The 25,780-nt window shown below is 58.7% G+C and carries 23 protein-coding genes and 1 pseudogene; 12 read left to right on the top strand and 12 right to left on the bottom strand.

Annotation, left to right across the window (positions count from 1 at the left end; genetic code table 11):
• Nucleotides 1-108 precede the first annotated feature (108 nt).
• Nucleotides 109-387, top strand: coding sequence for a DUF4148 domain-containing protein (locus ACMX25_RS34020; protein WP_414954281.1), 279 nt, complete (start codon nt 109-111; stop codon nt 385-387).
• A 268-nt stretch (nt 388-655) separates the two neighbouring features.
• Here ACMX25_RS34020 and ACMX25_RS34015 read toward each other — a convergent pair whose 3' ends face one another.
• Entirely contained in the window at nt 656-922 is a 267-nt protein-coding gene (locus ACMX25_RS34015) for a DUF4148 domain-containing protein (RefSeq protein WP_414954305.1), read from the bottom strand.
• Between the two features lie 379 nt (nt 923-1,301).
• Between ACMX25_RS34015 and ACMX25_RS34010 the strand changes: the two are divergent.
• Nucleotides 1,302-1,870 (top strand): annotated as a pseudogene (locus ACMX25_RS34010) (amidohydrolase family protein).
• Between the two features lie 165 nt (nt 1,871-2,035).
• Here ACMX25_RS34010 and ACMX25_RS34005 read toward each other — a convergent pair.
• The 7 genes from ACMX25_RS34005 to ACMX25_RS33975 form a co-directional block, all read right to left on the bottom strand.
• Nucleotides 2,036-3,244, bottom strand: coding sequence for an NAD(P)-dependent oxidoreductase (locus tag ACMX25_RS34005; protein ID WP_414954280.1), 1,209 nt, complete (start codon nt 3,242-3,244; stop codon nt 2,036-2,038).
• Between the two features lie 104 nt (nt 3,245-3,348).
• On the bottom strand, nt 3,349-4,071 hold the full coding sequence (locus ACMX25_RS34000; protein WP_414954279.1) for a substrate-binding domain-containing protein: 723 nt from the start codon (nt 4,069-4,071) through the stop codon (nt 3,349-3,351).
• Nucleotides 4,072-4,083: 12 nt separating this feature from the next.
• Nucleotides 4,084-4,767, bottom strand: coding sequence for a 4-carboxy-4-hydroxy-2-oxoadipate aldolase/oxaloacetate decarboxylase (gene ligK / locus ACMX25_RS33995; RefSeq protein WP_414954278.1), 684 nt, complete (start codon nt 4,765-4,767; stop codon nt 4,084-4,086).
• 2 nt (nt 4,768-4,769) lie between these two features.
• Nucleotides 4,770-5,795: an amidohydrolase family protein gene (locus tag ACMX25_RS33990; RefSeq protein ID WP_414954277.1), complete on the bottom strand. Its 1,026-nt coding sequence runs from the start codon at nt 5,793-5,795 to the stop codon at nt 4,770-4,772.
• 97 nt (nt 5,796-5,892) lie between these two features.
• Complete coding sequence (locus tag ACMX25_RS33985) at nt 5,893-6,987, bottom strand: porin (protein ID WP_414954304.1); 1,095 nt, start codon at nt 6,985-6,987, stop codon at nt 5,893-5,895.
• A gap of 114 nt (nt 6,988-7,101) precedes the next feature.
• Nucleotides 7,102-8,403, bottom strand: a complete 1,302-nt coding sequence (locus tag ACMX25_RS33980; protein WP_414954276.1) for a dicarboxylate/amino acid:cation symporter — start codon at nt 8,401-8,403, stop codon at nt 7,102-7,104.
• Nucleotides 8,404-8,574: 171 nt separating this feature from the next.
• Complete coding sequence (locus tag ACMX25_RS33975; RefSeq protein ID WP_414954275.1) at nt 8,575-9,438, bottom strand: amidohydrolase family protein; 864 nt, start codon at nt 9,436-9,438, stop codon at nt 8,575-8,577.
• Between the two features lie 131 nt (nt 9,439-9,569).
• Here ACMX25_RS33975 and ACMX25_RS33970 point away from each other — a divergent pair, with 131 nt between their 5' ends.
• From ACMX25_RS33970 to ACMX25_RS33935, 8 genes are all read left to right on the top strand, one after another.
• Nucleotides 9,570-10,502, top strand: coding sequence for a LysR family transcriptional regulator (locus ACMX25_RS33970; RefSeq protein WP_414954274.1), 933 nt, complete (start codon nt 9,570-9,572; stop codon nt 10,500-10,502).
• Nucleotides 10,503-11,358: 856 nt separating this feature from the next.
• Complete coding sequence (gene parS / locus ACMX25_RS33965; RefSeq protein WP_414954273.1) at nt 11,359-11,886, top strand: type II RES/Xre toxin-antitoxin system antitoxin; 528 nt, start codon at nt 11,359-11,361, stop codon at nt 11,884-11,886.
• Nucleotides 11,883-12,353 (top strand): RES family NAD+ phosphorylase, encoded by a 471-nt coding sequence (locus ACMX25_RS33960; RefSeq protein ID WP_414954272.1) that lies wholly within the window; start codon nt 11,883-11,885, stop codon nt 12,351-12,353. Before parS ends, ACMX25_RS33960 begins: the two co-directional genes overlap by 4 nt.
• Nucleotides 12,354-13,846: 1,493 nt before the next feature.
• Nucleotides 13,847-14,962: an alkene reductase gene (locus ACMX25_RS33955; RefSeq protein ID WP_414954271.1), complete on the top strand. Its 1,116-nt coding sequence runs from the start codon at nt 13,847-13,849 to the stop codon at nt 14,960-14,962.
• Nucleotides 14,963-15,014: 52 nt separating this feature from the next.
• Nucleotides 15,015-16,004 (top strand): zinc-dependent alcohol dehydrogenase family protein, encoded by a 990-nt coding sequence (locus ACMX25_RS33950; protein ID WP_414954303.1) that lies wholly within the window; start codon nt 15,015-15,017, stop codon nt 16,002-16,004.
• A 90-nt stretch (nt 16,005-16,094) separates the two neighbouring features.
• Nucleotides 16,095-16,970: an SDR family oxidoreductase gene (locus ACMX25_RS33945; RefSeq protein WP_414954270.1), complete on the top strand. Its 876-nt coding sequence runs from the start codon at nt 16,095-16,097 to the stop codon at nt 16,968-16,970.
• A gap of 58 nt (nt 16,971-17,028) precedes the next feature.
• Nucleotides 17,029-18,033 (top strand): alpha/beta fold hydrolase, encoded by a 1,005-nt coding sequence (locus ACMX25_RS33940; RefSeq protein WP_414954269.1) that lies wholly within the window; start codon nt 17,029-17,031, stop codon nt 18,031-18,033.
• Nucleotides 18,034-18,051: 18 nt separating this feature from the next.
• Nucleotides 18,052-18,933, top strand: coding sequence for an SDR family oxidoreductase (locus ACMX25_RS33935; protein WP_414954268.1), 882 nt, complete (start codon nt 18,052-18,054; stop codon nt 18,931-18,933).
• 51 nt (nt 18,934-18,984) lie between these two features.
• On the opposite strand, the gene ACMX25_RS33930 is transcribed toward ACMX25_RS33935, so the two are convergent.
• A complete protein-coding gene (locus ACMX25_RS33930; protein WP_414954267.1) occupies nt 18,985-19,869 on the bottom strand; it encodes a LysR family transcriptional regulator in 885 nt (294 codons plus the stop codon).
• A gap of 108 nt (nt 19,870-19,977) precedes the next feature.
• Here ACMX25_RS33930 and ACMX25_RS33925 point away from each other — a divergent pair, with 108 nt between their 5' ends.
• Nucleotides 19,978-20,622 carry a peroxiredoxin-like family protein gene (locus ACMX25_RS33925; protein ID WP_414954266.1) on the top strand — a complete coding sequence of 215 codons (645 nt, stop codon included), beginning with the start codon at nt 19,978-19,980 and terminating at the stop codon, nt 20,620-20,622.
• Between the two features lie 433 nt (nt 20,623-21,055).
• On the opposite strand, the gene ACMX25_RS33920 is transcribed toward ACMX25_RS33925, so the two are convergent.
• Together ACMX25_RS33920 and ACMX25_RS33915 are read right to left on the bottom strand one after the other, a co-directional pair.
• Nucleotides 21,056-22,819 carry an ATP-binding response regulator gene (locus ACMX25_RS33920; protein ID WP_414954265.1) on the bottom strand — a complete coding sequence of 588 codons (1,764 nt, stop codon included), beginning with the start codon at nt 22,817-22,819 and terminating at the stop codon, nt 21,056-21,058.
• 284 nt (nt 22,820-23,103) lie between these two features.
• Nucleotides 23,104-23,424 carry a hypothetical protein gene (locus ACMX25_RS33915; RefSeq protein WP_414954264.1) on the bottom strand — a complete coding sequence of 107 codons (321 nt, stop codon included), beginning with the start codon at nt 23,422-23,424 and terminating at the stop codon, nt 23,104-23,106.
• Between the two features lie 328 nt (nt 23,425-23,752).
• On the opposite strand from ACMX25_RS33915, the gene ACMX25_RS33910 reads away from it, so the two are divergent.
• The gene (locus ACMX25_RS33910; RefSeq protein ID WP_414954263.1) at nt 23,753-24,727 is read left to right on the top strand and encodes a glycosyltransferase family 2 protein; all 975 of its coding nucleotides are present in this window, start codon (nt 23,753-23,755) and stop codon (nt 24,725-24,727) included.
• 283 nt (nt 24,728-25,010) lie between these two features.
• On the opposite strand, the gene ACMX25_RS33905 is transcribed toward ACMX25_RS33910, so the two are convergent.
• Nucleotides 25,011-25,547 (bottom strand): hypothetical protein, encoded by a 537-nt coding sequence (locus tag ACMX25_RS33905; protein ID WP_414954262.1) that lies wholly within the window; start codon nt 25,545-25,547, stop codon nt 25,011-25,013.
• Nucleotides 25,548-25,780: the final 233 nt, after the last annotated feature.

The raw sequence follows: 25,780 nt of genomic DNA, 5'->3' as shown, positions 1-25,780 counted from the left end.
AACCTGACCGCTGTTTACGTTGGCTACCAAGGTCCGCTAGACTTATGGTTGTCGCTACGTGCAAGCCCGTGTCGTAGTGCGATCACGCAATGCTGGGGAGGTGTTGCTATGGAATCGCTCGTTAAAGCATTTGCAGCGCTGACCCTTGCTGCCCCAGTTATTTCCTTCGCGCAGGGACCTCAGCATTCTCTCACCCGCGCCCAAGTTCGCGCGGAGCTTTTACAAGCCGAAATTGCCGGCTATAGCCCGACTGCATGGGCGGATTTTCCTGATGGGGAACTTCAGGCTGCGGAGTATCGGGCAGCGGCGCGAAAGGCGGCCTCCGACCCGTTCAGTTATGGTGTAGGCTGGAAGGGGAACCTGCAGTCCGGTGACGTCGCAAGGTGATATGTCAGCGGCGCCGACGCCAAAGCAACATACGATGGGCTCAGGACCGCAGCGTTCGCATTGCAGTAATCTCTGAACATCGAAACTTATTGGGTTTGCTAGCGGAACGGCTTTAGCAAAGTCCGGGGTCAGGATCTGCCTAAACACCAATCCGCATAGGACGACGTACTACAGGTCTAGTCGACGTGTCGACAGCGGATCATCCTGCCCCTGCGCCGCAAGCAGTCGGCGGCGCTCTAAGAGCAGGTAATCTGTCGAACGTTTAAGCTCATCTGCCCGCTTGTTCGATTCCTTCAAAGATCGGACCGTATGCGGGGCTTGGATCGTTCCGGCGTTGAGCACGGATAGCTTCGGCGCGTCGCAGGCTTCCCGGGCAATCCCCAGTGCAACTACTGAGAGGGTTGTAACCCGCATTTTCGAGCTGCAAAAGGTCCGCTCGAACCTGTTCACGCGTGAGAGGCGCAGGCGATTGCGCGAAAGCGGCTACTGGACCCAATACGGCGATGACGATTAAAGTGGTCTTGAAAACGAACATGATGACGTACCCATTACGTGGAATTAAGCCGCGCATCTTCTGCGGCAACAGTTCACATTTCACACTAGGGTAAATACTTAGTCTATTGAATTAAATGGCGTGCAGCTTGAGAGTTTGGTTAGGGTGTCTACGATCCCACTTTTGATGAAAAAAGAGGTAGCAAGATAGAAATGTCGTGTTTTGCCACGGGCGCTCACGCTGGCGATCTCTTCGATGCAGGACATAGCGCTTCATTTTGTTGCCGCATGGTTGCCTCAGCGGCGGCGATAATTTCGCTTTGAGAGTCGACGGGCCCTTATTAGCGTAGTCGTTGCATCTGTCGCAAGCCTGTTTCCACGGCGGGTTCTTCACGCCATCGGATTCCACAACCAGTTTCGAAATGATTGAAGCTTTGAGCCATCGTGTACATGAGCTTGGCCGGCATCTACAGTTACACTGGACCGCCGAGCAGATTGTCGAGTATCGCGATTTGCTGGATCGCACTCCGACCGAGTTTGTCTTCGTTCATCTTGCTCGTGTACTCGTTACTGCCGGGCTACAACATGCCGCCACGCCGCTTGTCGAGCGGTGGCTAACGACCGGACGAGCATGGCTCAAGCTTTCGGCACCTTATCTTGATTCGATGGTCGGAGAGACAAATTCGTTCTCTGACGTCGACGCTATCGCACGTCATTGGGTCGAGTTGCGCCGGATAGGCTCGTAAGGGGCAGTGATTGGCCTTATACCTCGATAAGACCAGGTCCACATCCGGTGAAGCTCATTTCAAGCTTGAACCGATGGACGAGCGAGAGCGGGCTGGACAGCGCCAGCATTCGTCGTCATGTCTTGGTAGACAATCCCGCGAGGCTTTACGGCTTTAACTCAAGGTTGCGCTGCGAAGTTGACTCGACTCCACTTCGACGAGCGCAGATGACGATTGGATCGGTCGCGATTTTTGAATTGACATAAACTAAATGATCATTTTTTCGACTGTTGGGGCTTTTTAGAAATGTCCGGTTCGGGCGAATTATCGAGCTTTTATTTGACACACACGACACGACCATTGCCGCCCAGTTGCCCGTGACTCCTGTACGGCGGCCGCAACAGGACGTCCTGCGTATGACGCCAAACGGCTCAAAAAGGTTTCAGCAGGCTTCGCCAGTCGGGCAAGCTACCCTTGGGTTCGAGCGCCGTGGCCAGCGGCGCGGCGCGCGCCGCGAGTTCCTGTTGCACGTCGGCAATCGCGCTGGCGAGGGCGCTCGACATGCCCAAATTTTCGAGCATCAGCGCGGCTTCGCGCATTTCTTCGGAGCGTCGTTGTCCGTGCTCGACGACCCGGCCGATCAGATACGCTTCGTAGCCCTTATCCCACCCCATGCCTGGAAAACTTGCGGCGAGCGACGCGAGCACTCGGCCCTCGACGTCGAACTGTTTGGCCGCCAACATCGATTGAACACAAAGCGCCTCCATGCCTTTGATCAGGATGCTGCGGCACAACTTGATGGCTGAGGCGAGGCCGACTTCCTCCGCCACGGCTTCCGTGCGCATGCCCAGCCCGTTGAGAATGTCCGCGGTTTGCGCTGCGAGCCGCCCGCCCAATAGCATCGGCACCCTTAGACCTTGCGGCGGGACCGGGGCCATCACCGCGGCTTCCACGTAATCCGCGCCGTTGCGCTCGATCTGCTGGCAGTTGCGCCGCTTGACGGCGGGCGATACCGAATTGAGGTCGAGAAAGGTCTGACCGCTCGTCAGATATTCGGCGGCAGCCGTGGCGACTGCCTCTGCCTGGCTTGCTGTGACCACGGAGAAAACGAGTGGCGCATCGTGCAGTACGGTTGCGAGGTCCTCGGCCACATGGGCCTCGCAGTCGAATGCCCGCTGCGCGATCGTCGGCCGCGTCGCAGCGTCTTGCAGCTTGATGTCGAAGACTGACACTTCATGGCCGGCGGCGGCCAATGCTTGAGCGAAGATGGGCCCGACTTCTCCGAAGCCGATGATCGCGACGCGGCCTAAATGCTGATTGCTGTTCTGATCCATGCTCATTCTCTGCGAGTGAAGGTGTAAGTTGAAGGCGAGGGAGTCCGACCTGCACGCATTGTCAAAGCCAATGTTCAGTAGCGGATAGGGCGCAGGCTTGGCAAGCGCGTGACGGCCGTTGACGTAGGTGTCGAGTTTCTGCTGGTCAAACGTGCGCTCCCATTCCGTCAGCACGTGGACCGCAATCGAGTTGCCGATAACATCGGTAGTCGACGCGGCGGTCGCGAAGAAGTGGGCGATGCCGAAGCAGACCCGCTTCCGACAAAGGCAGGACGCGCCAAGACTGTAGCGTCGCCGCAAAGCCACCCCGCACGCCAGATACAGACAGCGGCCGTCGATATTGAAGCTATCGCCGGTCTTTTCCAGCTTGGTGAAGAGACGGGAACCGCGACCCTGACCCTTTGCCCAGGCTATTTACTATCTCCTCTTGCTGGTTCCATACCATGGCGAAGCTTGACGGAGTCAGCCTGGGGCGAGGCCAGAAAGGAGATCAGTTCCCCGGCGGGGGCATGCTGATCAGATGCCGTGCATACTGCAGCGGAGAAGACAGTAATGACCTGAATCCCGGGCGGCAGAGAGCCGATGACATCGATGCCCGGCAAGTGCATCAACTCGCTCAATTGCTGGAAACCCAACTCGACTTCCCCGCGCGCGACGAGCATGCCAACCGGAACGCCGGGCGGTGCCTGCACGATGCGCGGGGCGATGGTTTCAGCGATGCCCCAGCGCTCAAACAAGCGACTCAGGTGCGAGCCGCTCGGACCCGTCGAATAGCCGATGCCGCGTGCGGCCAGAATGGCGTCGCGAACGGCCGCTTCAGTGCCGATTTCGGGTCGCGGCGCCCCGGCTGCCACCGCAATCGCCACGCTTGAACGGGCCAGGTCGACTCGACTGCCCGGATCGATCCGGGCGGCCACGGCGAGCCGGTCGATCGCGTCGGCCGCAAGCACGACGATATCGAACGGTTCGCCTTCCTCGACGCGTCGGGCAGCGGCGACGCCTCCGACCGACTCAATGATCGCATGTCGTCCCGACTGTCGCTCGTATTCTGCGACCAGCTCGGCCAGCATTTGGCGCGTGGCCATCGACGAGATGCCAGTGATCTGCTTACTCATGGTTTGACCGATGGCCATGTTCTTTGCCCTTTAGTCGATATAGCGCAGTCCGGCCTGTTGCAACGGCTCGCGCATGTTGTACATATCCAGACCGAGCACACCCGAGGCCAGCTTCGCGCGCTTCTCGCCTTCGTTGGCTTCGCGCGTGGCCGCCTTTTCGAGAACCTCCTGCGCCGATGCCGCAGGCACCACGACCACACCGTCGTCGTCCGCAACGACGATATCGCCCGGCGTCACCAGCGCCCCGGCGCATACCACGGGGATGTTCACGGAGCCGAGCGTCGCTTTGACCGTTCCTTTGGACGAGATCGCGCGGCTCCATACCGGAAACTTCATCTCGGTCAGCACGCGCACGTCGCGCACGCCTGCGTCGATGATGAGCCCTCGCGCGCCGCGCGCCTTGAAGCTCGTCGCCAGCAGGTCGCCGAAAAAGCCGTCGGTGGAATCGGCCGTAACCCCGGCAACGACGACGTCGCCCTGCTGGATCTGCTCCGCTGCGACGTGCAGCATCCAGTTGTCGCCTGGTTGGAGCAGGACCGTAACGGCCGTGCCTCCCACCTGTGCGCCCGCGTAGATCGGACGCATGTAGGGCTTCATCAAGCCCACGCGCCCCATTGCCTCGTGAACGGTTGCGGACCCGAGCGCGCCAAGTTTGGCAGCCACATCGCTGTTCGCTCGCTGAATGTTGCGATACACGACTCCAAGTTCATACATGATCAATGTCCTTTCGTTTTGAGTGCCGCATCAAGGCGCGGGTAGACACGCCGCGCATTCCCCTCGAATATCTTGTAGCGCTCATCTGCATTGATGTGAGCGGCCTCGATGTAGCGCTTCGTATCGTCGAAATAGTTGCCCGTCTCCGGATCGATGCCACGCACAGCGCCAATCATCTCGCTCGCAAACAGAATGTTGTCCACGGGAATCACGTTCGTGAGGAGGTCGATGCCGGGCTGGTGATAGACGCAAGTGTCGAAGAACACATTGTTGAGCAGGTGGTCCTTCAGCAAGGGCTTTTTCAACTCCTGCGCAAGCCCGCGGAAGCGGCCCCAGTGGTACGGCACGGCGCCGCCGCCGTGCGGAATCACAAAGCGCAGGGTTGGAAAGTCGCGGAACAGGTCCGATGTGAGGCACTGCACGAACGCGGTCGTGTCAGCGTTCAGGTAATGTGCGCCTGTGGTGTGGAAGCACGCGTTGCAGCTCGTGCTGACGTGGATCATTGCGGGGATGTCGTACTCGACCATCTTCTCGTAGATCGGGTACCAGTAGCGGTCCGAGAGCGGCGGGCTGGTCCAGTGGCCGCCCGACGGATCCGGGTTGAGATTGATCGCCACGTTGCCGTACTGCTCCACACACTTGACGAGCTCAGGGATGCAGGTGGCCGTATCCACACCCGGGCTTTGCGGCAACATCGCGGCAGGGATGAAGTGATCGGGGAATAACTGGCTCACGCGGAAGCACAGTTCGTTGCAGATCGCAGCCCATGTGCTGGAGACTTCAAAGTCGCCGATGTGATGCGCCATGAAACTTGCCCGCGGGCTGAAGATCGTGAGGTCGAGGCCGCGTTCCTGCATGAGTCGCAGCTGATTGCTTTCGATCGACTCGCGCAACTCGCCGTCGCCGATGTGCAATTCGGACGCCATCGGCATCTCGGACGGATTTGTGATGCCCGCAATCTGACGGTTGCGCCACATTTCCAGCGCCTTGGGCGCGGTGGTGTAGTGGCCGTGAATGTCGATGATCATCGTCGCTCCAACTGATTGAATTACCAGCGCAACTACTCGAGTGCCATGCGCGCCGACTTCATTAATAAACCTTGTTCGCCTGCAGAGGCACCTCGTCCTAAAACGAATGCTGCATGCCGACACCGTAGGTACTGCCCGACGGATTTGCCGTCAGCTTGTCGTAGGAATAGACCGCATATACATACGTGCGCTTGGACAAAATATATTCATATGCCATAGATCCGGTGTTGCGCACGTTGCTATGATTCAGCGGCGCGCTGTGCTTCGTGCGCGCCCATTCGGCGAGAATCAGGTTCGACGGCGACAGCGGCACCGAGAGGCCCAGTTCATACGTATGCGAGCCGGTCTCGACATTGTTGTTACTGGTCATCTGCGCGGCCCCATAGAGCTTGATGAGCTTTGCATCGTATGCAGCGCCTGCGAGATACAGATATTGTCCGCTCGACGGCGCGACCGCCGCCGCCCGTACACGCTGCGCCGAGAGCACCGCTGTGAGCGGACCGCTTACGTATGTCAGATGCAAACCAATGTTGTCCTTCCCCTGCTGACCCGTAGTGCTGCTGACGCCGTAGATCGCCGTGCCGGTGAGTCCGCCATAGTTGGGTGAAACATACTCGACGGCGTTTGCCCAGACGGTGTCGCCGATTTGCGTATTGTTGTAACTTGCCGTGTACGACTGCACGATCAATGGGGAAAACACCACCGAGCCGCCGAACGGATTGACGAGGATCTGATTGAAATACGTCGGATTGGTTTGTTCACCAAATTTGAACGTGCCGTATGCGCCAGTCAAGCCGACATAGGCGTTGCGCGAGAACAAGCCATCCGTCGTATTGCGTCCCATCTGCCCTGTGTTCGGCCTGAAAAAGCTCTCGAGCGCGAAGAACACCGCATTGCCCCCACCAATGTCCTCTTTTCCGCGCATGCCCCAAAAAGAAGTCGTCATGCCGCCACCACCTTCCTGTACCGTGCTCGCACGCGTTGTGCTCAGCTTCGAGCTGTCGATATACATACCGATCAACCCATACAGCTGCACGGAAGAGGTCGACATCGACGCTGCACCGGCCGCTGCCTGCGAATCTTCTGCATACGCGGCAGGTGCGACGAGCCCGCTTGCCGCGAGCAATGCCGTGCCGAGGCGGGCAGTGTTGAGTTTCGGAAGCCTGTTGGTTCCGCTGTTTTTTGCTGACATCATGTTTCGTCTCCAAACCAGTTTGTAGTTTTATGCGCGAGCGCCTCCCGCCGCGTGCACGGGCAGCACACGCAGACAGCGAAACACACGAGGTTTTTCCCGCCGGCTAGTGGGTCATTCGATGTGACGGCGGGACAGTTCAGCGTTCAGTTTCGAACGGTCAAGCTCATGCTCCCAGGCGGACACCAACAAGGTGGCGACACCGTTACCGATGGTGTTGACAATCGCGAGCCCGGTTCCCATGAAGCGGTGAATGCCTAGGATAAGCACCATGCCGGACACCGGGATAATCGGGAAGACCAGCAGCGTCGAGGTCAGCATCACGAAGGCCGCACCAGCCACGCCGCTTGCGCCCTTGGACGTCAGCGTCGCGACGCCCACGAGCGTCAACTGCTGCGTGAGGCTGAGTTCAATGTTGAACGCCTGCGCGATAAACAGCACGGCCATCGTCAGATAGATGTTGGTGCCATCGAGATTGAACGAATAGCCGGCTGGAATCACGAGACCCACCACCGATTTCGAGCACCCGAGCCGTTCGAGCTTTTCGAGCATCTGCGGGAGCGCGGCCTCAGACGAACTGGTGCCGAGTACGATCAGGATTTCTTCGCGGATATAGCTCAGGAAACGCAGGATGCTGAAGCCGAGCAACCGGGAAATGATCCCGAGCACGATCAGCACGAAGAAGGCAAGTGTCAGGTAAAACGCGCCGATCAGCTTCAGCAGCGGCAGTACGGCACCGATGCCATAGGTGCCGATCGTGAACGCGATTGATCCAAACGCGCCGATCGCCGCGAACTTCATGATGATGTGGACAATGCCGAAGAACGTCTGTGCAAAGCGGTCGATCATGCTTACCAACGGCCGGCCGTATTCTCCCGTAGCCGCGAGCGCGGCGCCGAACAGCACGGAGATAAGGAGAATCTGCAGCACGTTGCCGGTCGAGAATGCGCTGACCACCGTGTCGGGAATGATGTGCATCAGAAACTCGACCGTATTCTGTTCATGCGCGGCAGTCGTATATCCGGCGAGCGCTTTGGTATCGATCGTCGCCGGATTCAGATTGAAGCCGTTGCCGGGACGAAACAGATGCCCGGCCACGAGCCCGATCACGAGCGACAGCGTCGATACCACTTCGAAATACAGCAGGGCCTTGCCGCCGACACGCCCGACCTTCTTTATGTCGCCCATGCCGGCCATGCCGGAGACGACGGTGCAGAAGATGATCGGGCCGATCACCATCTTGACGAGCTTGATGAACGCGTCGCCGAGCGGCTTCATCTGCACGGCGAGCGACGGCATGAAATGACCGAGCAGCACGCCGAGAAGGATCGCGACCAATAGGTGGAAATACAGCGTGCGATAGAACGGTTTCTTCGAACTGCGCGCGGGGGGCGTCATGACGGCACTGTCGTTCATGACGCCGTTCCCAAATTAGCCAAATCGGCCGAGCGGCCTGCTTGGCGCAGCATATCGGTCATGCTTGTCTCCTGATTTGAATGGTAAGCGCAAAGCCGGGCGGTGCCGGACTTGCGCCTGACTGCCATTCTTGATGTGGCAGTTCAAAAGTGAGTGAAGCGAATGGTTTGCTCAGAAACCGTAAAGCCGCGCGGGGTTCGTCACCAGCAGCTTTTCGCGCAACGCCGCGTCCGGACAGAAGCGGAACAGCAGATCGACCAGTTCGCCGTCGTTCGGCATGTCGTGGCTGATGTTCGGATGCGGCCAGTCGGTGCCCCACAGCACGCGGTCGGGCGCGGCTTCGATGAGCGTGCGCGCGAAGGGAATCGCATCGTCGAATGGACGGCGGCCCGCGGACACGCGTTCGGCCCCGCACACCTTGACCCATGCAAGCGGGTTGCGCATCAGTTCCAGAAGCTGGCGGAATGGCTGCTGATCGACTCCGGCGTCGGCGCGTACCCGGCCCATGTGGTCGATCACGAACGGCACCTTGATGCGTGCGATCCGCCCGGCGTATTGCAGGATGTCCTGCGCATCGAGATGCAGCACGACGTGCCAGCCGAGCCGCTCGATACGTTCGAGCACGCTGTCGAAAACGTCGAGATCGGGCGCACCGCCCAGATGTGCGACGAAATTGAAGCGCACGCCGCGCACGCCGCGCGCGTTGAGGTCGGCCAATTGTTCGTCGGTAACGTCGCCGTCGACGATCGCGACGCCGCGATAGCGTCCGTTGCCGCGTGCAATCGCATCCAGCATCGCGGTGTTGTCGGTGCCGTGGCAACTTGCCTGCACGATCACGCCGCGGCTAGCGCCGAGGAAATCGTGCAGCGCGACAAGGCGTTCGAATGGCGCGTCCGGCGGCGTATAACTGCGGTCCGGCGCATACGGAAAGACTTCGGCGGGGCCAAACACGTGGCAGTGCGCGTCGCAGGCGCCGGCGGGCAGGCGCTGCGCGGGTTGAACGGGAAGGGGATCGGGCGGCAGGCAGGATTTCATGAGCGTCGTCTCGATGTCATTGCCGCAGGGCGCGGCTTTCTGTGGTTGTAGACATTGTGGCCGCGGCCGTGCCTCGCTACAATCGCAATACTCAACTAGCTGATATGTAAAATTCACATGGCTCGTGCAAAATGGATCTGAAGCAGCTCGAGGCCTTCGTTCACGTCGCCGAACTCGGCAGTTTTACGCGCGCCGCGACTACGCTCGACACCAACCAGCCCGCCTTGAGCCGGCTGGTGCGACAACTGGAAGTGGAATTGCGGCACACGCTGCTCGAGCGCAACGGCCGCGGGGTGTCGCTCACGCCCGCCGGTCAGCGGATGCTCGCGCATGCGAAGGGTATCTTGCAGCAGATTCAGCGCGCCTCGCAGGATCTGGATGCGTTGCACGGCGCGCCTGGCGGCCATTTTGCTATTGGCATCACCCCGAGCTTTGCCAGGGTCGCCACGCATGAACTGGTGCGGGGTTTTCGCTCCTCATTTCCCGGGGCAACTATCTCGGTGGCTCAAGGCTTGTCCACCTATCTGATCGAATGGCTGATGATGGGCCGCATAGACGTGGCGGTTCTGTACGACACTTTCGATACGCCGTTGATCGACAAGCGAACCATCTTCACTGAAGAACTGTTTCTGATGGGCCCGGACAACGGCGCGGGCGGCGCCACGCACGACGAGACAGCGCGCGCGCCGCTAGCCGCGATCCCGTTACGGGAAATCACGCGTTATCCGCTCGTGATTCCCGGCCGCATGCACGCGATCCGGCGGATGGTTGAGGCGGCTGCCGCAGAGCAAGGCGTCAGGCTGCGGATCGAACTGGAGGTCGACGCGGTCACGTCGATTCTCGACCTCGTGAACGAGGGCATCGGCTACGCGGTGCTTTCGCTTAACGCGACCACTAGTGATGTACTCAAACGCCGCTTCCAGGTAATCCGCATTACCGAGCCGACGCTGTTCAGCCGCCTTGCGATTGCGACCAGCAGCAAGCACACGCTGTCACAACTGGCAATCCAGGCGATCGCGATGCTCGAATCCAGAATATTGCCGCTCTACGGCACTGCTGCCTGACCCTACGTTTACGTCGCAACCGGGGCCGGTCGTTGCTCGGGTATCTTCTGATCAGCAATCAATCCCTCATGGTCCAAAAAGTGGATGAGATCAACTGGTTGCGGGTTTTTCGAGCTGGTCGGATTTGTCTGCCAGCCCCGCCCAGACTGGGTTTCTGTGCGTCAGGTGAATCCTGAAGGCGCTCTACATGGGATGTCAGTGGATGATGCTGCCGATCGACAGCAATGACGAAGGCCACCGCGAAATCCACCACTCGCGTATCTACCGGATGATGCGCGCTGGCAGGCTGATGGCAGCATCGAGCGAATCTTTTCGGGCACGGTAGATCGACTTCATCAGGACCAGTTGCTGAGCTCTACGTCATTCACGGCGACGGCACGACGACCGCTGCGAAGAAAGGCGGAGACAACCTCGGGTATAGCGGGCACAAGCATCTCAAAGGCTGCAAGGTGGTCGCCTTTCGTGACCGCGACTGCAACGTCATCGCGCCGTTCGTGAATTCTCCCAATTTAGGAAGATTTGCGATCCTTTTCTAGCTGCTCCCGCAGCTCGGTCGGCCACGCTTCTGGGTGGTTCACAGGGAACTGTTCGTGCAACATCGTGGCCCTCAATTGTTCCGTCAACTCATGTTACCCAAAGAAGAGAGAGTGCACGATTTTGAGGGGAGCGCGGAGGCCGACGCCCTATCCAAAGGCAATTCAAGTGAGGACCGCGCATACATCCCGATACGCCGTCGGCGGCTGGTGTTGGGTCGGTTGACGACAGGCTGACACCAATTTACCCAAATGGGCAAGACTTGCTATCCATTATGGAAATACTATAATGGGAGTCAGCAATTAACCATTTGGGAAACGCCATGACCGCAGAAGCAATCGCAGGAAGGCAGCAATCGCGCAAAGCCAAGGTCGGCGCGCCGGCAGAGAAGCTGGCCGCCGCCACTCGTCTCGCGCATATCGATACCAGCGGGCTGGGCGCTGAAGACGACGACTTCAAGTTCTTTCTCGGCCTGGGCCCGATCGAGCAATCCGGCCTGATTCGCGACGGTATGGAAGCGATGATTGTCAGCCGAATCGCCAACGAGCTGCTGGACATTCCCGTGCAGTCGTTACTTGCCAGTCTGCGTCTTCCTAGCAGCACGATCAACCGCAAGATTTCCCAGGGCGAGCGGCTCAGCGCGAGTGAAGCGGACCGTGCCGCGCGCACGATGCTGATCTACGCGCAAGCCACGGACGTGCTCGAAGATGAGAAGCTGGCCGCCGAATGGTTGATGCGACCTAACGTCCAGTTGCGCGGCGAACGGCCGCTAGACATGCTGGATACGCAAACGGGGTTCGATCGCGTCCGCGACCTTCTTATGCGGCTTGAATATGGCGTCACCGTATGAAGGTGTTTCGTCTCGCGAAAGAGAAGCCCGGCAGGTACCGGGCTGATGACCTAAGTGGCAACGGTGCCGCCCTCGCAGGCGGTCGATGGAATCCGAGGGGCGTGCCTGTGCTGTACACGTGCTGCTATGCGTCGACGGCGGTCCTCGAGGCACGCGTGCACGCATCGGGCCTCCTTCCGGTGGCCAACTTTTATCTAGTCACATTGGAAGTGCCGGACAAGGCGGTGTCGAGCGCTTACGTCCCGGAGCTGCCCGACGACTGGGACGCGCTGGACCAAGATCCGGCCTCAACCGTCAATCTCGCGCGGAAATGGCTGGAGGAGGGCAAACGGCTCGTGATGCGAGTGCCGTCCGTAGTGTGCCCGAGTGACGACAATCTGATTCTGAATCCGGTGCATGCGAGCATGAAGCACGTACAGGTGTTGCACAAACAACGCTTCGAGCTCGACCGGCGACTTTTCAAGTGAACTCAGCGGCGATCGAGACTACTCGGTCGCCGAACGAACAAGACCAGGGCAGGCAGAGTGGTGCAGCATGAATCCCGCTGAAGCGAAAACGGCCCTTGAGCGTAATGACGATTACTTATTGCTCGGCGACTTAAGGCGATGTCGCTAGGGCGCCCGCTACCAGCAGGAGGTGCAGTTACGCTCCGCCTGGTCACGACCATTTAATTTAACATAATCTTATTTGTCGTTCGGATAACTAAATATATAATAGGAGCGCAACGTCGTGAGACCGGTGCGGGCGAACTTCGGCTAGTTGACGTGTTCCCAAAAGTGGCGAGTAAGCCTCGTTTCGGCGATGGCACCAATGATCACGGCCCCATCGCCGAGTAACGTTGGGGCGGCGGGGCTTCAGGAACGGTATGTTCCGTTACGGGCACGGCGGCAGGAGATACCGAAGGACGGAGGAAAGGTTCGTGTCCTGTCGATCCCTGCTATCCGGGACCGAGTGGTTCAAGGTGCACTCAGGCTCATATTGGAGCCGATCTTCGAGGCAGACTTCCAACCGGGGTCGTACGGTTATCTCACCGAGGTGGATCGGATGCTGGCGGGAGCTGGAAACGCGACTATGGTTGCCGGATTGCGGGCCATCGCGAAAGCGGTGGAATCACCACCGGCGCCTACCGGTGCGCGCGCCAGTTCTCGACCCTACCGATGAGCGGGTTGTGGAAACGGGGTTAAGGCGAGGATATTCGGGCACCGCCAAACGAAAGGGGCGGAAACAGACAAACCAAACCTAATGCTCCCGCGCCACAACTCGACTCTACCGAACCCCGTCCGCCGTTGAGCTCGAGAAGTGGGCTAGCATTGATCGATCCGCCCGGGCAGAAGTCCGAACCGTCTGAGCCATTCGTTGTCGATCGGCAACCGACCGCTCCGTCGCTGAAAAGGCCCTTCGACGGACCGCCTGGTTGTGCGGTTGGAAAATGCACATACAACATCTCGGCGACGACGTTAGCGACACGTTTGCTCCATGCCGTGCGTCGTCAATGGTTCTGCAGCCAACTCGAATAGGCTGGTCAAGTTTGCAGTTAACTTAGTCCCCTTGATCGGGAAGCCGGACGCCTCGCTGTTTTCGCAGCTATCCACTTCGCGTCGCCGCCCGGGCCGACTGCATGGCATGAAGCCATGCGCACGAAAAGCGCCATTTCTCGCGCTCTTCTACCCTCGCCACGGACGCTTTGCAGCTCATATTTGGTCTTATCAAGTCCGCCCAGGTACCCGTCAACATTGGCCGATGAATTGATCTCATCAGCGCCGAGTCTGAAGCCGGACCACGCGGGCAACTCGGACGTGACCCGTCGCTGTGCCTGCAATGGCGCTCACTAATCCTCGTTTGGAATGATTCATATCCCAGTTTCCTGTCTTCTCGACGCGGCATGGAATGGATAAATTCCATTCAACGAATCGGCACTCAGTCGAATGTCATGCACTCACTACCCGATAAAGGAAACATCATGGCTCACTTGTTCACCCCGAAAAAGGTCGGCGCCTATACCTTCTCGCACGGTGTGGTTCTGGCACCGATGACTCGCATGCGCACCATCCAGCCCGGCGATATCCCCAGCTCGATGATGGCCGATTTCTACGGCCAGCGTGCCTCGGAAGGCGGACTTGAAATCATCGAGGGAGTCAGCATTTCGATCCCCGCGCGCTCTTATCTAGGTGCGGCAAGCTTCTATCACGACGGTCAGATGGAAGGATGGAAGACAATCGCCAATGCGGTTCACGCCAAAGGCGGCCGCGCATTCATGCAGCTCATTCACGGCGGTCGTCAAAGCCACGTAGAGATGACCGGCGGCGTCGCGCCCTTGGCACCATCCGTCGTTCCTTTCGACGGCGTTGCGTTCACCAAGGATGGTTTCGTGCCGGTGTCACCGCACCGCGCACTCGAGATCGAGGAAATCCCCGGGATCATCGAAGAATTCCGAGTCGCGGCGCAACGTGCGCTTGAAGCCGGCTTCGATGGGGTGGAACTTCATGGCGCGAACGGCTACCTCGTCGACGAGTTCATCCAGGACGGCACCAACAAGCGCACGGATGCCTACGGCGGCCCGGTCGAGAACCGCGTGCGCTTCCTTCGCGAAGCGGTCGAAGCGCTGATTTCAGTGTGGGGCGCAGACCGCGTCGGCGTGCGCATCTCCCCGTCCGGCGAATGGGGCGGGATTTCCGACAGCAACCCGGAAGCCACGTTCAGCTATGTCGCGCAGGTGCTCGACCAGTACAAGCTCGCTTATCTCCACGTGATCGAACCGCGCATCAAGGGCGACGACACGCTGCACGAGGGCCATGCGCCGGTCGCGGTTAGTTATCTGCGCCCGCACTTCAATGGTCCGATCATTGCCGCCGGCGGGTTCGACGGCGACAGCGCCGAAGAGATCATCGCTTCCGGCGATGCAGACCTGGTCGCATTTGGTCGCCACTTCTCGTCGAACCCCGACCTGCCGTATCGCCTGAAAAACAAGTTGCCGCTCACGCCGTATGTGCGTGCCGCCTTCTGGGGCGGCGACGAAAAGCATTACTCGGATTTCCCGGCTTATTCACCCGCGTTGGAAACCACCGGGACCGCATGAAGTCACGCGGATCCTTCATTTCGCCTTTTCCGTTTCCGATCTCGAGGTTCTCATGTCACGCGTAATTAAATTTGCAACAGCAGGCGGCCCGGACGTTTTGGAATTCGTCGAGACAGAAATACTGGCTCCCGGACCTTCCGACGTTCGCATCAAGGTCAAGGCAATCGGCATCAACCGCGCCGAGTCAATGTGGCGCACCGACGTGTACATTGAGCCCGTCACTTTCCCCGCAGGGCTGGGCTATGAGGCGGCCGGTATCGTCGACGCAATCGGCTCGGAGGTCGCCGGCATCGCGGTGGGCGACGCAGTCAGCGTGATCCCGTCGTTTTCGATGAACCAGTACTTCACGTATGGCGAGGTCGTCACCCTACCGAGCTACGCGGTGGTGAAACACCCGACATCGCTTTCGTTCGCGGAAGCCGCCTCCGTTTGGATGATGTTCATGACGGCCTACGGCGCGCTCATCGAAGACGCCAATATCGGCAAGGGCGATGTCGTCCTGATTTCTGCGGCCTCCAGCAGCGTGGGGCTCGCGGCGATCCAGATCACCAACTATGCGGGCGCAACGCCTATTGCCCTGACCCGCACCTCCGCCAAGAAGCAGCAATTGCTCGATGCAGGCGCCGCGCACGTGATTGCCACCGATGAGGTCGACCTGGTGCGGGAAGTTATGCGCATTACCGCTGGCCAAGGCGCGCGCGTTGCGTTCGACCCGGTGGGCGGCCCGCACTTCCCGAAGCTCATCGCGGCCCTCACGTTTCAGGGCATCGTCTATCTCTACGGTGCGCTCGCCAAGGGCGACACCCCGCTGCCTGTTCTGGAAATGATTGCCAAGATGCCCGTCATCAAGGGGCATAACATCTGGCTGACGAGTGGTGATGAAGGCCGCCGTAAGGCTGCAGTTGCATACATTGTGAAGGGCTTCGAAAGCGGCGCGCTCAAGCCCGTGATCGATCGCACATTCAGGTTCGACGACATGGTGGAAGTGCATCGCTATCTGGAGAACAACGGTCAGTTCGGAAAGATCGTCGTGACGGTGTAAGGCTGGGTGTAAGGCCGATTCGCCCGCACAGCGGCTCATCGATCCAGTAGCAGGAAGGAAATTTAATCAGGTATCTTAAGGAGTTTGATAATGGCCAGCAAGCGAAAGATCCTTGTGACAGGTGCGACCGGACAGATTGGCGGCGAGCTTATCCGCGTCCTCGCCAACGACGACAGTGTTGAAATCGTCGCAGCCGCTCGCAATCCGGAGAAAGCGAAAAGCCTGGGCGTGCCGGTCGTGCGATTCGACTACGACCGCGAAGAGACCATTGCTCCGGCGCTCGAAGGCATCGACAGCATCTTTATGTTGACTGGCTATACCGTTGACATGCTCAAGCAAAGCTATGCCCTCGTGAACGCGGCGAAGCGAGCGGGCGTTAAGCACATCGTGCATCTGGGCGCGCCCGGAGACAACGACACCCGCGTCGCTCACTGGGCATGGCATCAGCTGGTAGAGCGGTATATTGAATGGTCGGGTTTCGCGTTCACGCATTTGCGGCCCGAGCTCTTCATGCAAAACCTGCTGGGCTATGGCGGCTCGCAGGAAGAGGGCAATGGCGCGATCCGCCACTATGTCGGGGATGCAAGCATCAGCTGGGTCGACGTGAAGGACGTTGCTGCCGTGGCCGCCGTGGTGCTTCAGCACCCGGAGGTGCACGCGGGCAAGGTGTATCACCTTGGCTACGATGCGAAAACCTACCCGGAAATCGCGGACATCCTCACGAAGGTCGTGGGTCAGACATTCACTTACGAATCCCGGCCGCCCAAAGAGTTTCTTGACGAGATGCTGGCCGCCGGCGCCGACGTCGCTTACATGAGCTGTGTGTATCAAAACTGGATCGACTACGAAGCGCGTGCAATCCCCGGCGCGGACGCGGTCTATGACAACTTCTTCGCATTGACCGGTCGCAAGCCGCGGACATGGGTCGAGTTCGCGAAAGAGAACGCAGCAGCGTTTCAATACTGATCCGGTGACTTAACTGTGCAAGCAGGTCGGTCACGCATCGCAGTGAGGCGAGGAAAATATGCTTGAATATTTCGAGTCAGAGAACTTTCTGCTTCAGAAAGGCGGCGTGCTCCCGATCGCGCGTTTGGCCTATCGAACGATTGGCAGCCTGAACGCCGCAAAAGACAATGTCGTCCTTATTCCCTCCTGGTACTCAGGTACGGATGAAGACAGTGAAGCCGTTTTTTGCGGGGAAGGACGGGCGATCAATTCGCAAGACCATTTCATCGTGTTCACTAACCTGCTGGGTAACGGTCGATCGAGCTCGCCATCCAACACCCCTTCGCCGAATGATCGCGCTCGATTCCCGACCGTGACCTATCTCGACAATGTACGGCTTCAGCACGAACTGTTGACCACGGCACTGGGCATTCAAAAAATCAGGCTCGTTGCCGGATGGTCGATGGGTGCGGCACAGGCTTATCAATGGGCAGCCCAGTATCCGGAGATGGTTGAACGCGCCGCGCCGATCGCCGGTTCGGCCCGGACTGCATCGTTCAACCGGGTGTTCCTTTTTTCGATGAGGCGCGCGCTGGAACTCGATCCCGCGTTCGAGGCCGGTTATTACAGGCGCCCTCCGGTCGACGGTATCAAGGCGTTGGCAACGATCTATGCGGGCTGGGGCGTCTCTGAAGCTTTTTATCGGTTGAAGGCCTACGCAGCTTTGGGTGCCGACAATCACGAAGAATTCGTCAAGTTTTTCTGGGAACCGACCTTTCTCAAGCACGACGCCAATGATCTTCTGGCTCAACTCGCAACCTGGGAATATGGCGATATCAGCGATAACAGCCTATACAAGAAAGACCTCGTCGCTGCGCTGTCGGCGATCAAGGCGCGCACTATTGTGTCGCCTGTCGACCTGGACCGCTTTTTCCCGCCGGTCGATAGCCTGGCCGAGGCCGAACACATGCCGAATGGCGAATGTAAGACGATCAAATCGATATGGGGGCACATGGCTCCGGTCGAACCAGACGCTCAAAGGCAGATCGACGCATCGCTGTCGGCGTTGCTCGCGGCTCCATGAAGAATGAGGAGAGAAACCATGTCAGACGTGAAACGCAACATCCTGATCACGGGTGCAACGGGCCAAGTGGGCAGTGCGGTGATCCGCGCACTCAAGGGTCACGACGCGATCAACCTGATCGCGGCTGGCCGATCACAAGAAAAGGCCGCGACTCTCGGCGTCGCTTGGCGAAAACTCGACTACGACGACGTATCGACGATGGGACCGGCACTGCAGGATATTGATTCGGTGTTCATGGTGACTGACTATACCGTCGGCATGCTACGCCAGAGCAAAGCCTTTATTAATGCAGCAAAGCGCGCCGGCGTTCGTCATATCGTTCATCTGGGCGCGCCCGGTGACGACGATACGAATGTGGATCACTGGGGATGGCATCAATTCATTGAGCGATATATTGAATGGAGCGGCTTCTCGTTCACGCATCTCCGGCCCGAGATTTTTATGCAGAATCTGCTGGGGTACGGCGGAGCTAAACCGATCAAGGACGGTGTAATTCGTCATTATGTTGGCGACGCAAAGATCTGCTGGGTTGATATCGACGATATTGCTGCGGTAGCGGCTGAGTGTCTTCGCGATACCTCCAGGCACGGCGGCCAGACATATCGACTCGGCTATGACGCAAAAACCTATCATGAAGTAGCGACAATTCTTTCATCGGCGACTCAGCAACAGTTCAGGTATGAGGCGCGGCCCGCGGCCGAGTTCCTTGAGAAGGTGCTGGCTGCAGGCGCCGACTATGCCTACATGCAGTGCGCGCACAACAATTACCATAACTACGCGACGGGCAAGATCCCCGGCGCCGACTACACGTTCGATAACTTCGAAACCATCACTGGCCGCAAACCTGCACGCTGGGAAGACTTCGCCGCGCGCCACAAGGCGGAATTTCACTACGAGTGAAAGCGGCCAGTTGTGACGACGACAAGCCGGCTATACATCATGACCCGCCGCTCAACTGGCAAGACAGTGCTCCACAAAGGCGGCGAACTGCCTGGCTTTCGTACTTGCCTGTCGTCCAGTCGGATACACCGCCGACAAGCTGATGGACGGAAGCATCCATTCGTCCATCACGGATACGACTGCGCCTGACTTCAGTTCCGGCGTGAACGACCATTCGGACACGATGGTGAGGCCAATGCCCGCGATCACGGCCGCGCGTACCCCTTCAGTCGCAGTAATCTTCACGCGCCCTTGCATCTTGATCGAAATCTCGGCGGTCTCCTTACAAAACGTCCAATCTTCTCCGCCACCATCCCGTGTATAGATAACAGCCCGATGGCTAAGGAGATCGGCCGGTTCCTGGGGCGTGCCGTAACGTTCGAAATACGCCGGAGTACCGATGACGCGACGTCGAGCCTCACTGATCTTGCGGGCGGTCATGTTGGAGTCGGCCAGATTGCCCATGCGCAGGGCGACGTCGATACCTTCATTCACGAGGTCGATATTCCGATCGTCGAGAACGAGTTCAAGCTCAAGGTTGGGATGTTCTTCCAGGAATTCCGGCAGACGCGGCACGATATGCAGTCGCGCAAAGCACACGGCGGCCGACACCCGGAGCTTGCCCGACAAACCCGAGGCCGACCCGCGGGCGGCCAGCACGGCCTCGTCAGTCTCCTCGACAGCCCGCTTTGCGCGCAGGTAGAAGCTATGGCCGGCCTCCGTTGGCGTAAGCGCGCGTGTCGACCTCAGCAAGAGCTTGACCCCCAGCCATTCCTCGAGTTGCGCAATTGCCTTCGACACGGCGGGTTGGCCAACGTCGTAGTGCCGGGCGGTTGCTGAGAACGAGCCGGTATCGACCACGCGTATAAATATCTCGATAGCGGCGAGACGATCCATCGTGATTCTCCTTTGGAATAAGCGCTATGCGATTCTGCACCTTCCACGCATCGGGCAGGATGGATAAATTGATTCCTTCGAGGTCCTTTCGTGCCTCAGGGGATGGGTATGTCAGTCGCACACATGAGAGAAAGCGTATCAAGCAAGCAAGCAGACGCGGACGCCGAACTGGCTGTTGCCGCGTCATTGAGGGCGTTGTCGAGAGCGCTGCGCGCGGGAGTACGCGCGCCGTTATTCACTCTGACAGACGTGAATGGGCGCAAGGTGGTCCTCGAAGAGTTGCTCCATGCGGGTCCGGTCGTGCTGCATTTCTTTAGGGGCCCGTGGTGTTCATTCGGAGAGAAAGGACTCGCCGAATTGGCGGCTATCTACCAGAAGGTGGCTGAGTTGGGCGCAAGCGCCGTGGCAATTGCACCGCCCTGCATGGCTCCCGCGCAGAGCGTCCCGATGCCGATGCGCGAATTGCTGGATATCGACATGAAGGTGGCGCGCGCGTATGGACTCGCGTTCGATCTTCCGGCCGCTCTGCGGCCCAAGTACGAGGCGCTGGGTTATGTGCCGCCGCCCAAGGGTCGAGCCGGTACCTGCCTGGTTCCGTTGCCTGCTACGTATTTGTTGGATAGCGATGGCATCGTCGCCCTCGCTTTCATCGACGTGGATTACCGCCGGCACGTTAATCCAGGTTCGCTGCTGATAGCGTTGCGGGCCTTGCGAGACAGACACGAGTCACCTCGTCGCGCGGCGCGCCTTTGAACCTGTCGGCTTTGGACTTTCTCCGGCTCCTCGACGGGACCGACCGCTGTGACAGCTTCCAACTGCAATGGTCACTCAGGCATCAGACGGGCCGCCAACGTCACAGCTTGGTGGCATCAATGACGCCACCGAGGGAGCTGAATTTGAGCCGACCGTTGCAGTCGGCTTGTTTGCCAATTCGATTGGGAAATATTTACTCGCAAGCAGACGGTCTCTGGCCCTGACATCCCATAATCCCGTCTAGGTTTGCTAGACGGGCTGCTCCTCTTCCGGCTGTTCTTTGCCGGAGTGACGTCCGAACTGCCATGAAAGGTGGCTGAAAGGGTGCCGTCGCGTTGAAAATAGGGCTTGGAGGATATCGCGGTGCGCAAGTACATCGGCCGCCTGCTCGGGCACTTCAATCTGCGCGACGTCACGCTCGGCCCCCCGTGCGTCAATGATCCTTCGCGAGATTGAGATCTACCGACGGTTGAGCGGCAAGATAGCGGCTGATTTCCATGAGCAAATCGTTCGGCGCGGAGGATTTGCGCAACAGCATGAACGGCTCGGGAAAATCGCGAAGCGCTTGATCAGACAGCAGCTCTCCGGTGATGAATGCAACAGGAATGGTGCCCGCCCAGGCGAAGTGGCGCCTGATCCGCCCGGCCACATCCTTGCCAGTCGCGCTGTTACGCAGCCGGATATCGGTGACGATCAGATCCGGGATGCGGCTGTCATCGGCAAGGATGGCTTCGAATCCCGTCATTGACTCCGCAGCGTACACGAGCGCTCCCGCGCGCGAAAAAAGCCGCCGCAGCCCTTCGAGGACGATCGGTTCATCGTCGCATAGCAGAATGAACATGCCGCTGAGATCGGGCGCGCATACCTCGATATCTCGTTCGTTCGCTTCAGTTGCCGGATTCAATGCCGATACCATCGCGTAGAGCGAAAAATGCGACCCACGCCCTTCGAGCGACGCGAAACTCATGTCATGACCGTGCAAAAGCCGGACTACGCGCTGCACGATCGACAGCCCTAGTCCCAGCCCTTTCGAACGGTCGCGCCCCGGATTGTTGATCTGATAATACTCGGCGAAAATCGCCTCCCGATGCGCGGGCGCAATGCCGATCCCGGTGTCCCATACGTCGACGCGCAGCCGCTCCCCAAGTTGTACCCAGCCCAGCACTACGCCGCCCGACGAGGTGTTCTTGATTGCATTTGATACGAGATTGGAGACGGCCCGCTTGAAGAGCGAACGGTCGGTCTCGATGAACGGCGGTCGAGCTCGCCTTCCCGCGATTCTGAAATCGATACCGCGCAACCGTGCCATCTCCCGGTGTTGCTCGAAAACTTCGGTTAACACATCATGCGCATTGACCGGCGTGAGGCGGGTAGCATACGATCCCAACTCGCTATAGTCCTGTATGTCCTTGAACATGGCGAGAATATCGGACGCAGTCTCCTCAATGACATTGAGGTCTCGACCCACCGCGCGTTCGTCGCTAATGTTGGTCCGGGCACTGCGGATAAAAAGGTTGATGGCAGCGAGCGGCTGCTGGATATCGTGATACGCCGATGAAAAGAATCGCTCCTTCTCCCGTATCAGCTCTTGCATGCGCCGGTTCTGATCGTTGACCACGCGCGACGCCGCTTCAATGCGCGCCTTGGCCGCGCGCAAGGTACGCCGAAATATGAACTCGCGTCTCGCGCTTCGCTCCAGCGGGATACTGACGACCAGACCGATGACATAGGTCATGGTCGGCATCCCGCCGCGGTCAATAACCATTTTCAGGTGCGCACCGAAGCTCCCTCCGAAAGGCAAAAAATAGAGCATCAGCAGATTACTGGCCACGCATATCCCGATCAGCCACGCTGCCGTGATCATTCTGAGCCGGAAGGCGCCGAATATCATGAACAGCGACAACATCTGGATCCCGTAAGCTTCTCGCCAAAGCACACCGCCAACGTAAATCTGCATCAATCTGAGGACGGCAAACCAGCCGCTGAGTGTCCAGATGCTGAGCAGCCCGACGGCCCAGCGCTCGTCGAATGCGCGTGGGGTCCAAAGCAGCACGGGGATCAGCATGCCGATAGATCCGAGGAATCTAACGAGAATGATTTCGTTGCGGTGCAGATGGGTGGGATCGAGTACATCCATCCGCCCGAGGTCATGGATGGAAAACACGATCCACAATCCAGTGAAGATTGCGATGGCCAACTTTCGCTGTCCGGAGAAGCGCCGCGCATAGTCTTTTCGGAACGCACGTTCCTGAGCCGCCGATCTGAACCTGTGCACCACTAAGCTCGACGATCTCATCACGATGCTCGATCAGGAATGTCGCCGTCCGCAAATACGGCGGCGTGTCATCGGCAACAGAATAGCAGCACGTCATTCGAGGAGGTATACACAAATGTAGCGGTATCAAAGTGTTCTGCCCGCTTCTGTTGGTCATCGCTTTATTTCAGCCCGATTGCTCGCCGCATAGCGGCGGTGAGTCCTTGCTAGTACAACCGGGAGGCGAACGGCCCTTTCTCGCCTCCCGGATTGGCAACCCTGATCACGAGCATCCTGGTGCGGCCGTTCGCCATTGTGCTCACGCATATGTCGGCGCGCGAAGCCTCGGTACATGAGAGGGGAGCGCGCGCGAAGTACGTGTTCCGAAGCCTTGCCCCCGCAGTCATCAATTCAATAGTCTGGCCGCCCATGTCCGGCGCGGTACTTAGCTTTTGCCGGATAAACGCTGCCGGAGCCCGTCCCACCTCCGCGAATATCGGCGCACCGAAATGCGGCATTTGCGGAAATGCGCTTACGAGCGCTCGCATGGTGGCCGTGCGCAAGTCGTGCCTTAACTCGAGCTTGCCCGCGCTAGCGCCAGACTAGCCATGCTGCAAGCGGCGCACACGGGCATATTCGGGGCTCTCGAGAAAACAGGTGCACATGGCGCAGCGGATTGTCCGGTCCAGCCCAATCCCTATTTCGCAAACAACCTCGCGATGACTTCGGTATGTGCTTTAGCGCACAGTGCCGACGGCTGGGCGAAACTACCTTACAACGGTGTCGGAAAAAAGCCCATGTGGCAAAACGTGGTACCGAAGAATGATTCGTATTATTGATTAGTTATCCTTTATCAAATTTACCCGGGTCCGAGCAATGCCCAAGGTTAGCGTTCTGCTGCCGATCTACAACGTCGAGCCGTACATCGCAGACTGCTTGAGTTCGTTGGTGGCACAAACAACGGCCGACTTCGAGATTATCGCGGTCGACGACGCCAGTCCCGATCGTTCGGGCTCCATTGTGCAGACCATTCTTGGTGCTCAGCGCCAGATCCCGTGGAGACTCATCCGCAACGACAACAATAAAGGGCTTGCGGAGACACGCAGGATTGCCGCCGAGGCGTCGAGCGGCGACTATGTCCTGTGCGTCGACAGCGACGACCGCGTTCACCCCGATCTCGTCCAGACCGTCATTCGCGAAGCCGACCTGACGAGCGCCGACGTCGTAGTATTCGCCGCGACCTGTATGGAGGCCTCAGGAAAGGTCAAGTACCTGGTGAATTCCGGCGACGGAATCATCACCGGATTACAGGCAGTGGAAAAGATCTTGGATCTTTCGCTGGACGCGTATTGCTGGAACAAGCTCGTGCGCCGATCGATTTTCGATGCCGTCAACCATCCGTGCGGTCTGATTTACGAAGATATTTGCGTCTCGATACAGACGCTCAGCCGCTCTAAAGTCGTTCGCTTAATCCCCGACCAGCTTTACTTTTATATCGTTCGTGAAACCGGCATTTCTACCAGCTTCAATCCAAAAATCACCGATTTGTTCGCGATCATGGATCTCGTCGAGCGGGATACTGCGTCCCTGCCGATACAGGACTACGCAAAACTGCTTTTCCGGCTTCGGTACATCTACGGATTCAGAACGATTGCATTCCAGGCAGCCGAGCGTGCGCCCGATTTCAGCCATGCGCGGCCCATTCTGCTTAGCGTGGCGAACCGGCTCCGGTTGTCGCATATCCGCAGAATGTACTTGGACAATCGTCCACGGCTTTCCGTCGCCATGTTGCTGCTCAAGGTACACCCGTGGCTCTTCTATAATTTCGCAAGAGCGTTCGGCCGCAACTGACGTACGTATGGGCGGAACCTGAAACCAACATTGGCAATATCGGCTCTGCGCGCATAAGGCTGGCTTGCTATCGAGATCCGCTTCCTGCAGGTGTTTTTGACGAACCGCATAGTCGTTGACTTGCCTGATCCCATGACGCCACGGTAGCCGCGCTACAAAGCGATCATCCAAAGTTTAGATGTTGCGATCGAACAGAAGCTAACCGGTTGTCTCGAACGGTTCCGGACAGATCGCAAACCGTCCGCCAGCAATTAGACAAATTAGCGGGCTCTTGCGCCCGATCCTACTGCCTGGGCTGTATCCGCAGTGCACCGTAAAGCGCGCTGCCCATCACGCGTCCGTTGGCATCGATCACCGGTTGCGAGTAGAAGCTGTTGAAGCGTGCGCCTCCCAGCACATAATGAAACTTTGACTTCCCAGTTGCCCAATCGATACCCTCCAGGGTCCATTGGTCGTTTCGCGCACCCACCATATACGCGACGCCCGAACCGGTCGAGACAAACGGCACGCCGTTAATGTCACTGGCATCGTTGTTGACCCAGGCCGGATCAAGCGTTCGCGTCTCCGGATTCCACTCGAACTTTTGCACTCCATGTGGTTCATATTCCTTCAGGTACGCGAGACGCCCGAGGAACATCTGCTTTGATTGCCGGTCGCCCAGGATCGCGGCGGGCACGTTATGGGGCTCATCGTTCACCACCAGCATGCCGTATCCGGAAGTCACCACCGACTGTTCAGATTGCGCCGCAGCTTCGCCGCCCACAAGATCCGCGCTTCCTAATACAGCCGCACTCCTGCGGCATGTCCACATAATGTCCATCGGGTCTCTGCCGTGGTAAATTCCCGCCTCGCTTAGATTACGGAGGAAAAATGTTGGCGCGCCTGACCGCTTACTCCAGCGAAACATCATTGGACGGGGTGCTGATTTGGCGCTTTAACATTGGCTTGGTCGGCGGAATTTATGGGTGGTTTCGTAGTTCAGGTATGGTTTTTTGAACGATGTTATGCGCAGGTGCAGGCTTATCCACCGAGCTTGCCTGTGGACAAGCCGAG

The organism is Caballeronia eucalypticola (assembly GCF_047608185.1).
Taxonomy (GTDB): domain Bacteria; phylum Pseudomonadota; class Gammaproteobacteria; order Burkholderiales; family Burkholderiaceae; genus Caballeronia.
The sequence above is the reverse complement of the archived record's forward strand: the minus strand, read 5'-3'. Positions and strand labels throughout refer to the sequence as shown.

What these genes read in the sequence shown, in the direction of transcription:
- ACMX25_RS34020 (WP_414954281.1), top strand. Translation starts at nt 109, where the DNA reads ATGGAATCGCTCGTTAAAGCATTTGCAGCGCTGACCCTTGCTGCCCCA.
- ACMX25_RS34015 (WP_414954305.1), bottom strand. Translation starts at nt 922, where the DNA reads ATGTTCGTTTTCAAGACCACTTTAATCGTCATCGCCGTATTGGGTCCA.
- ACMX25_RS34000 (WP_414954279.1), bottom strand. Translation starts at nt 4,071, where the DNA reads ATGGCCATCGGTCAAACCATGAGTAAGCAGATCACTGGCATCTCGTCG.
- ligK (WP_414954278.1), bottom strand. Translation starts at nt 4,767, where the DNA reads ATGTATGAACTTGGAGTCGTGTATCGCAACATTCAGCGAGCGAACAGC.
- ACMX25_RS33990 (WP_414954277.1), bottom strand. Translation starts at nt 5,795, where the DNA reads ATGATCATCGACATTCACGGCCACTACACCACCGCGCCCAAGGCGCTG.
- ACMX25_RS33985 (WP_414954304.1), bottom strand. Translation starts at nt 6,987, where the DNA reads ATGTCAGCAAAAAACAGCGGAACCAACAGGCTTCCGAAACTCAACACT.
- ACMX25_RS33980 (WP_414954276.1), bottom strand. Translation starts at nt 8,403, where the DNA reads ATGAACGACAGTGCCGTCATGACGCCCCCCGCGCGCAGTTCGAAGAAA.
- ACMX25_RS33975 (WP_414954275.1), bottom strand. Translation starts at nt 9,438, where the DNA reads ATGAAATCCTGCCTGCCGCCCGATCCCCTTCCCGTTCAACCCGCGCAG.
- ACMX25_RS33970 (WP_414954274.1), top strand. Translation starts at nt 9,570, where the DNA reads ATGGATCTGAAGCAGCTCGAGGCCTTCGTTCACGTCGCCGAACTCGGC.
- parS (WP_414954273.1), top strand. Translation starts at nt 11,359, where the DNA reads ATGACCGCAGAAGCAATCGCAGGAAGGCAGCAATCGCGCAAAGCCAAG.
- ACMX25_RS33960 (WP_414954272.1), top strand. Translation starts at nt 11,883, where the DNA reads ATGAAGGTGTTTCGTCTCGCGAAAGAGAAGCCCGGCAGGTACCGGGCT.
- ACMX25_RS33955 (WP_414954271.1), top strand. Translation starts at nt 13,847, where the DNA reads ATGGCTCACTTGTTCACCCCGAAAAAGGTCGGCGCCTATACCTTCTCG.
- ACMX25_RS33950 (WP_414954303.1), top strand. Translation starts at nt 15,015, where the DNA reads ATGTCACGCGTAATTAAATTTGCAACAGCAGGCGGCCCGGACGTTTTG.
- ACMX25_RS33945 (WP_414954270.1), top strand. Translation starts at nt 16,095, where the DNA reads ATGGCCAGCAAGCGAAAGATCCTTGTGACAGGTGCGACCGGACAGATT.
- ACMX25_RS33940 (WP_414954269.1), top strand. Translation starts at nt 17,029, where the DNA reads ATGCTTGAATATTTCGAGTCAGAGAACTTTCTGCTTCAGAAAGGCGGC.
- ACMX25_RS33935 (WP_414954268.1), top strand. Translation starts at nt 18,052, where the DNA reads ATGTCAGACGTGAAACGCAACATCCTGATCACGGGTGCAACGGGCCAA.
- ACMX25_RS33930 (WP_414954267.1), bottom strand. Translation starts at nt 19,869, where the DNA reads ATGGATCGTCTCGCCGCTATCGAGATATTTATACGCGTGGTCGATACC.
- ACMX25_RS33925 (WP_414954266.1), top strand. Translation starts at nt 19,978, where the DNA reads ATGTCAGTCGCACACATGAGAGAAAGCGTATCAAGCAAGCAAGCAGAC.
- ACMX25_RS33915 (WP_414954264.1), bottom strand. Translation starts at nt 23,424, where the DNA reads ATGCGAGCGCTCGTAAGCGCATTTCCGCAAATGCCGCATTTCGGTGCG.
- ACMX25_RS33910 (WP_414954263.1), top strand. Translation starts at nt 23,753, where the DNA reads ATGCCCAAGGTTAGCGTTCTGCTGCCGATCTACAACGTCGAGCCGTAC.
- ACMX25_RS33905 (WP_414954262.1), bottom strand. Translation starts at nt 25,547, where the DNA reads ATGGACATTATGTGGACATGCCGCAGGAGTGCGGCTGTATTAGGAAGC.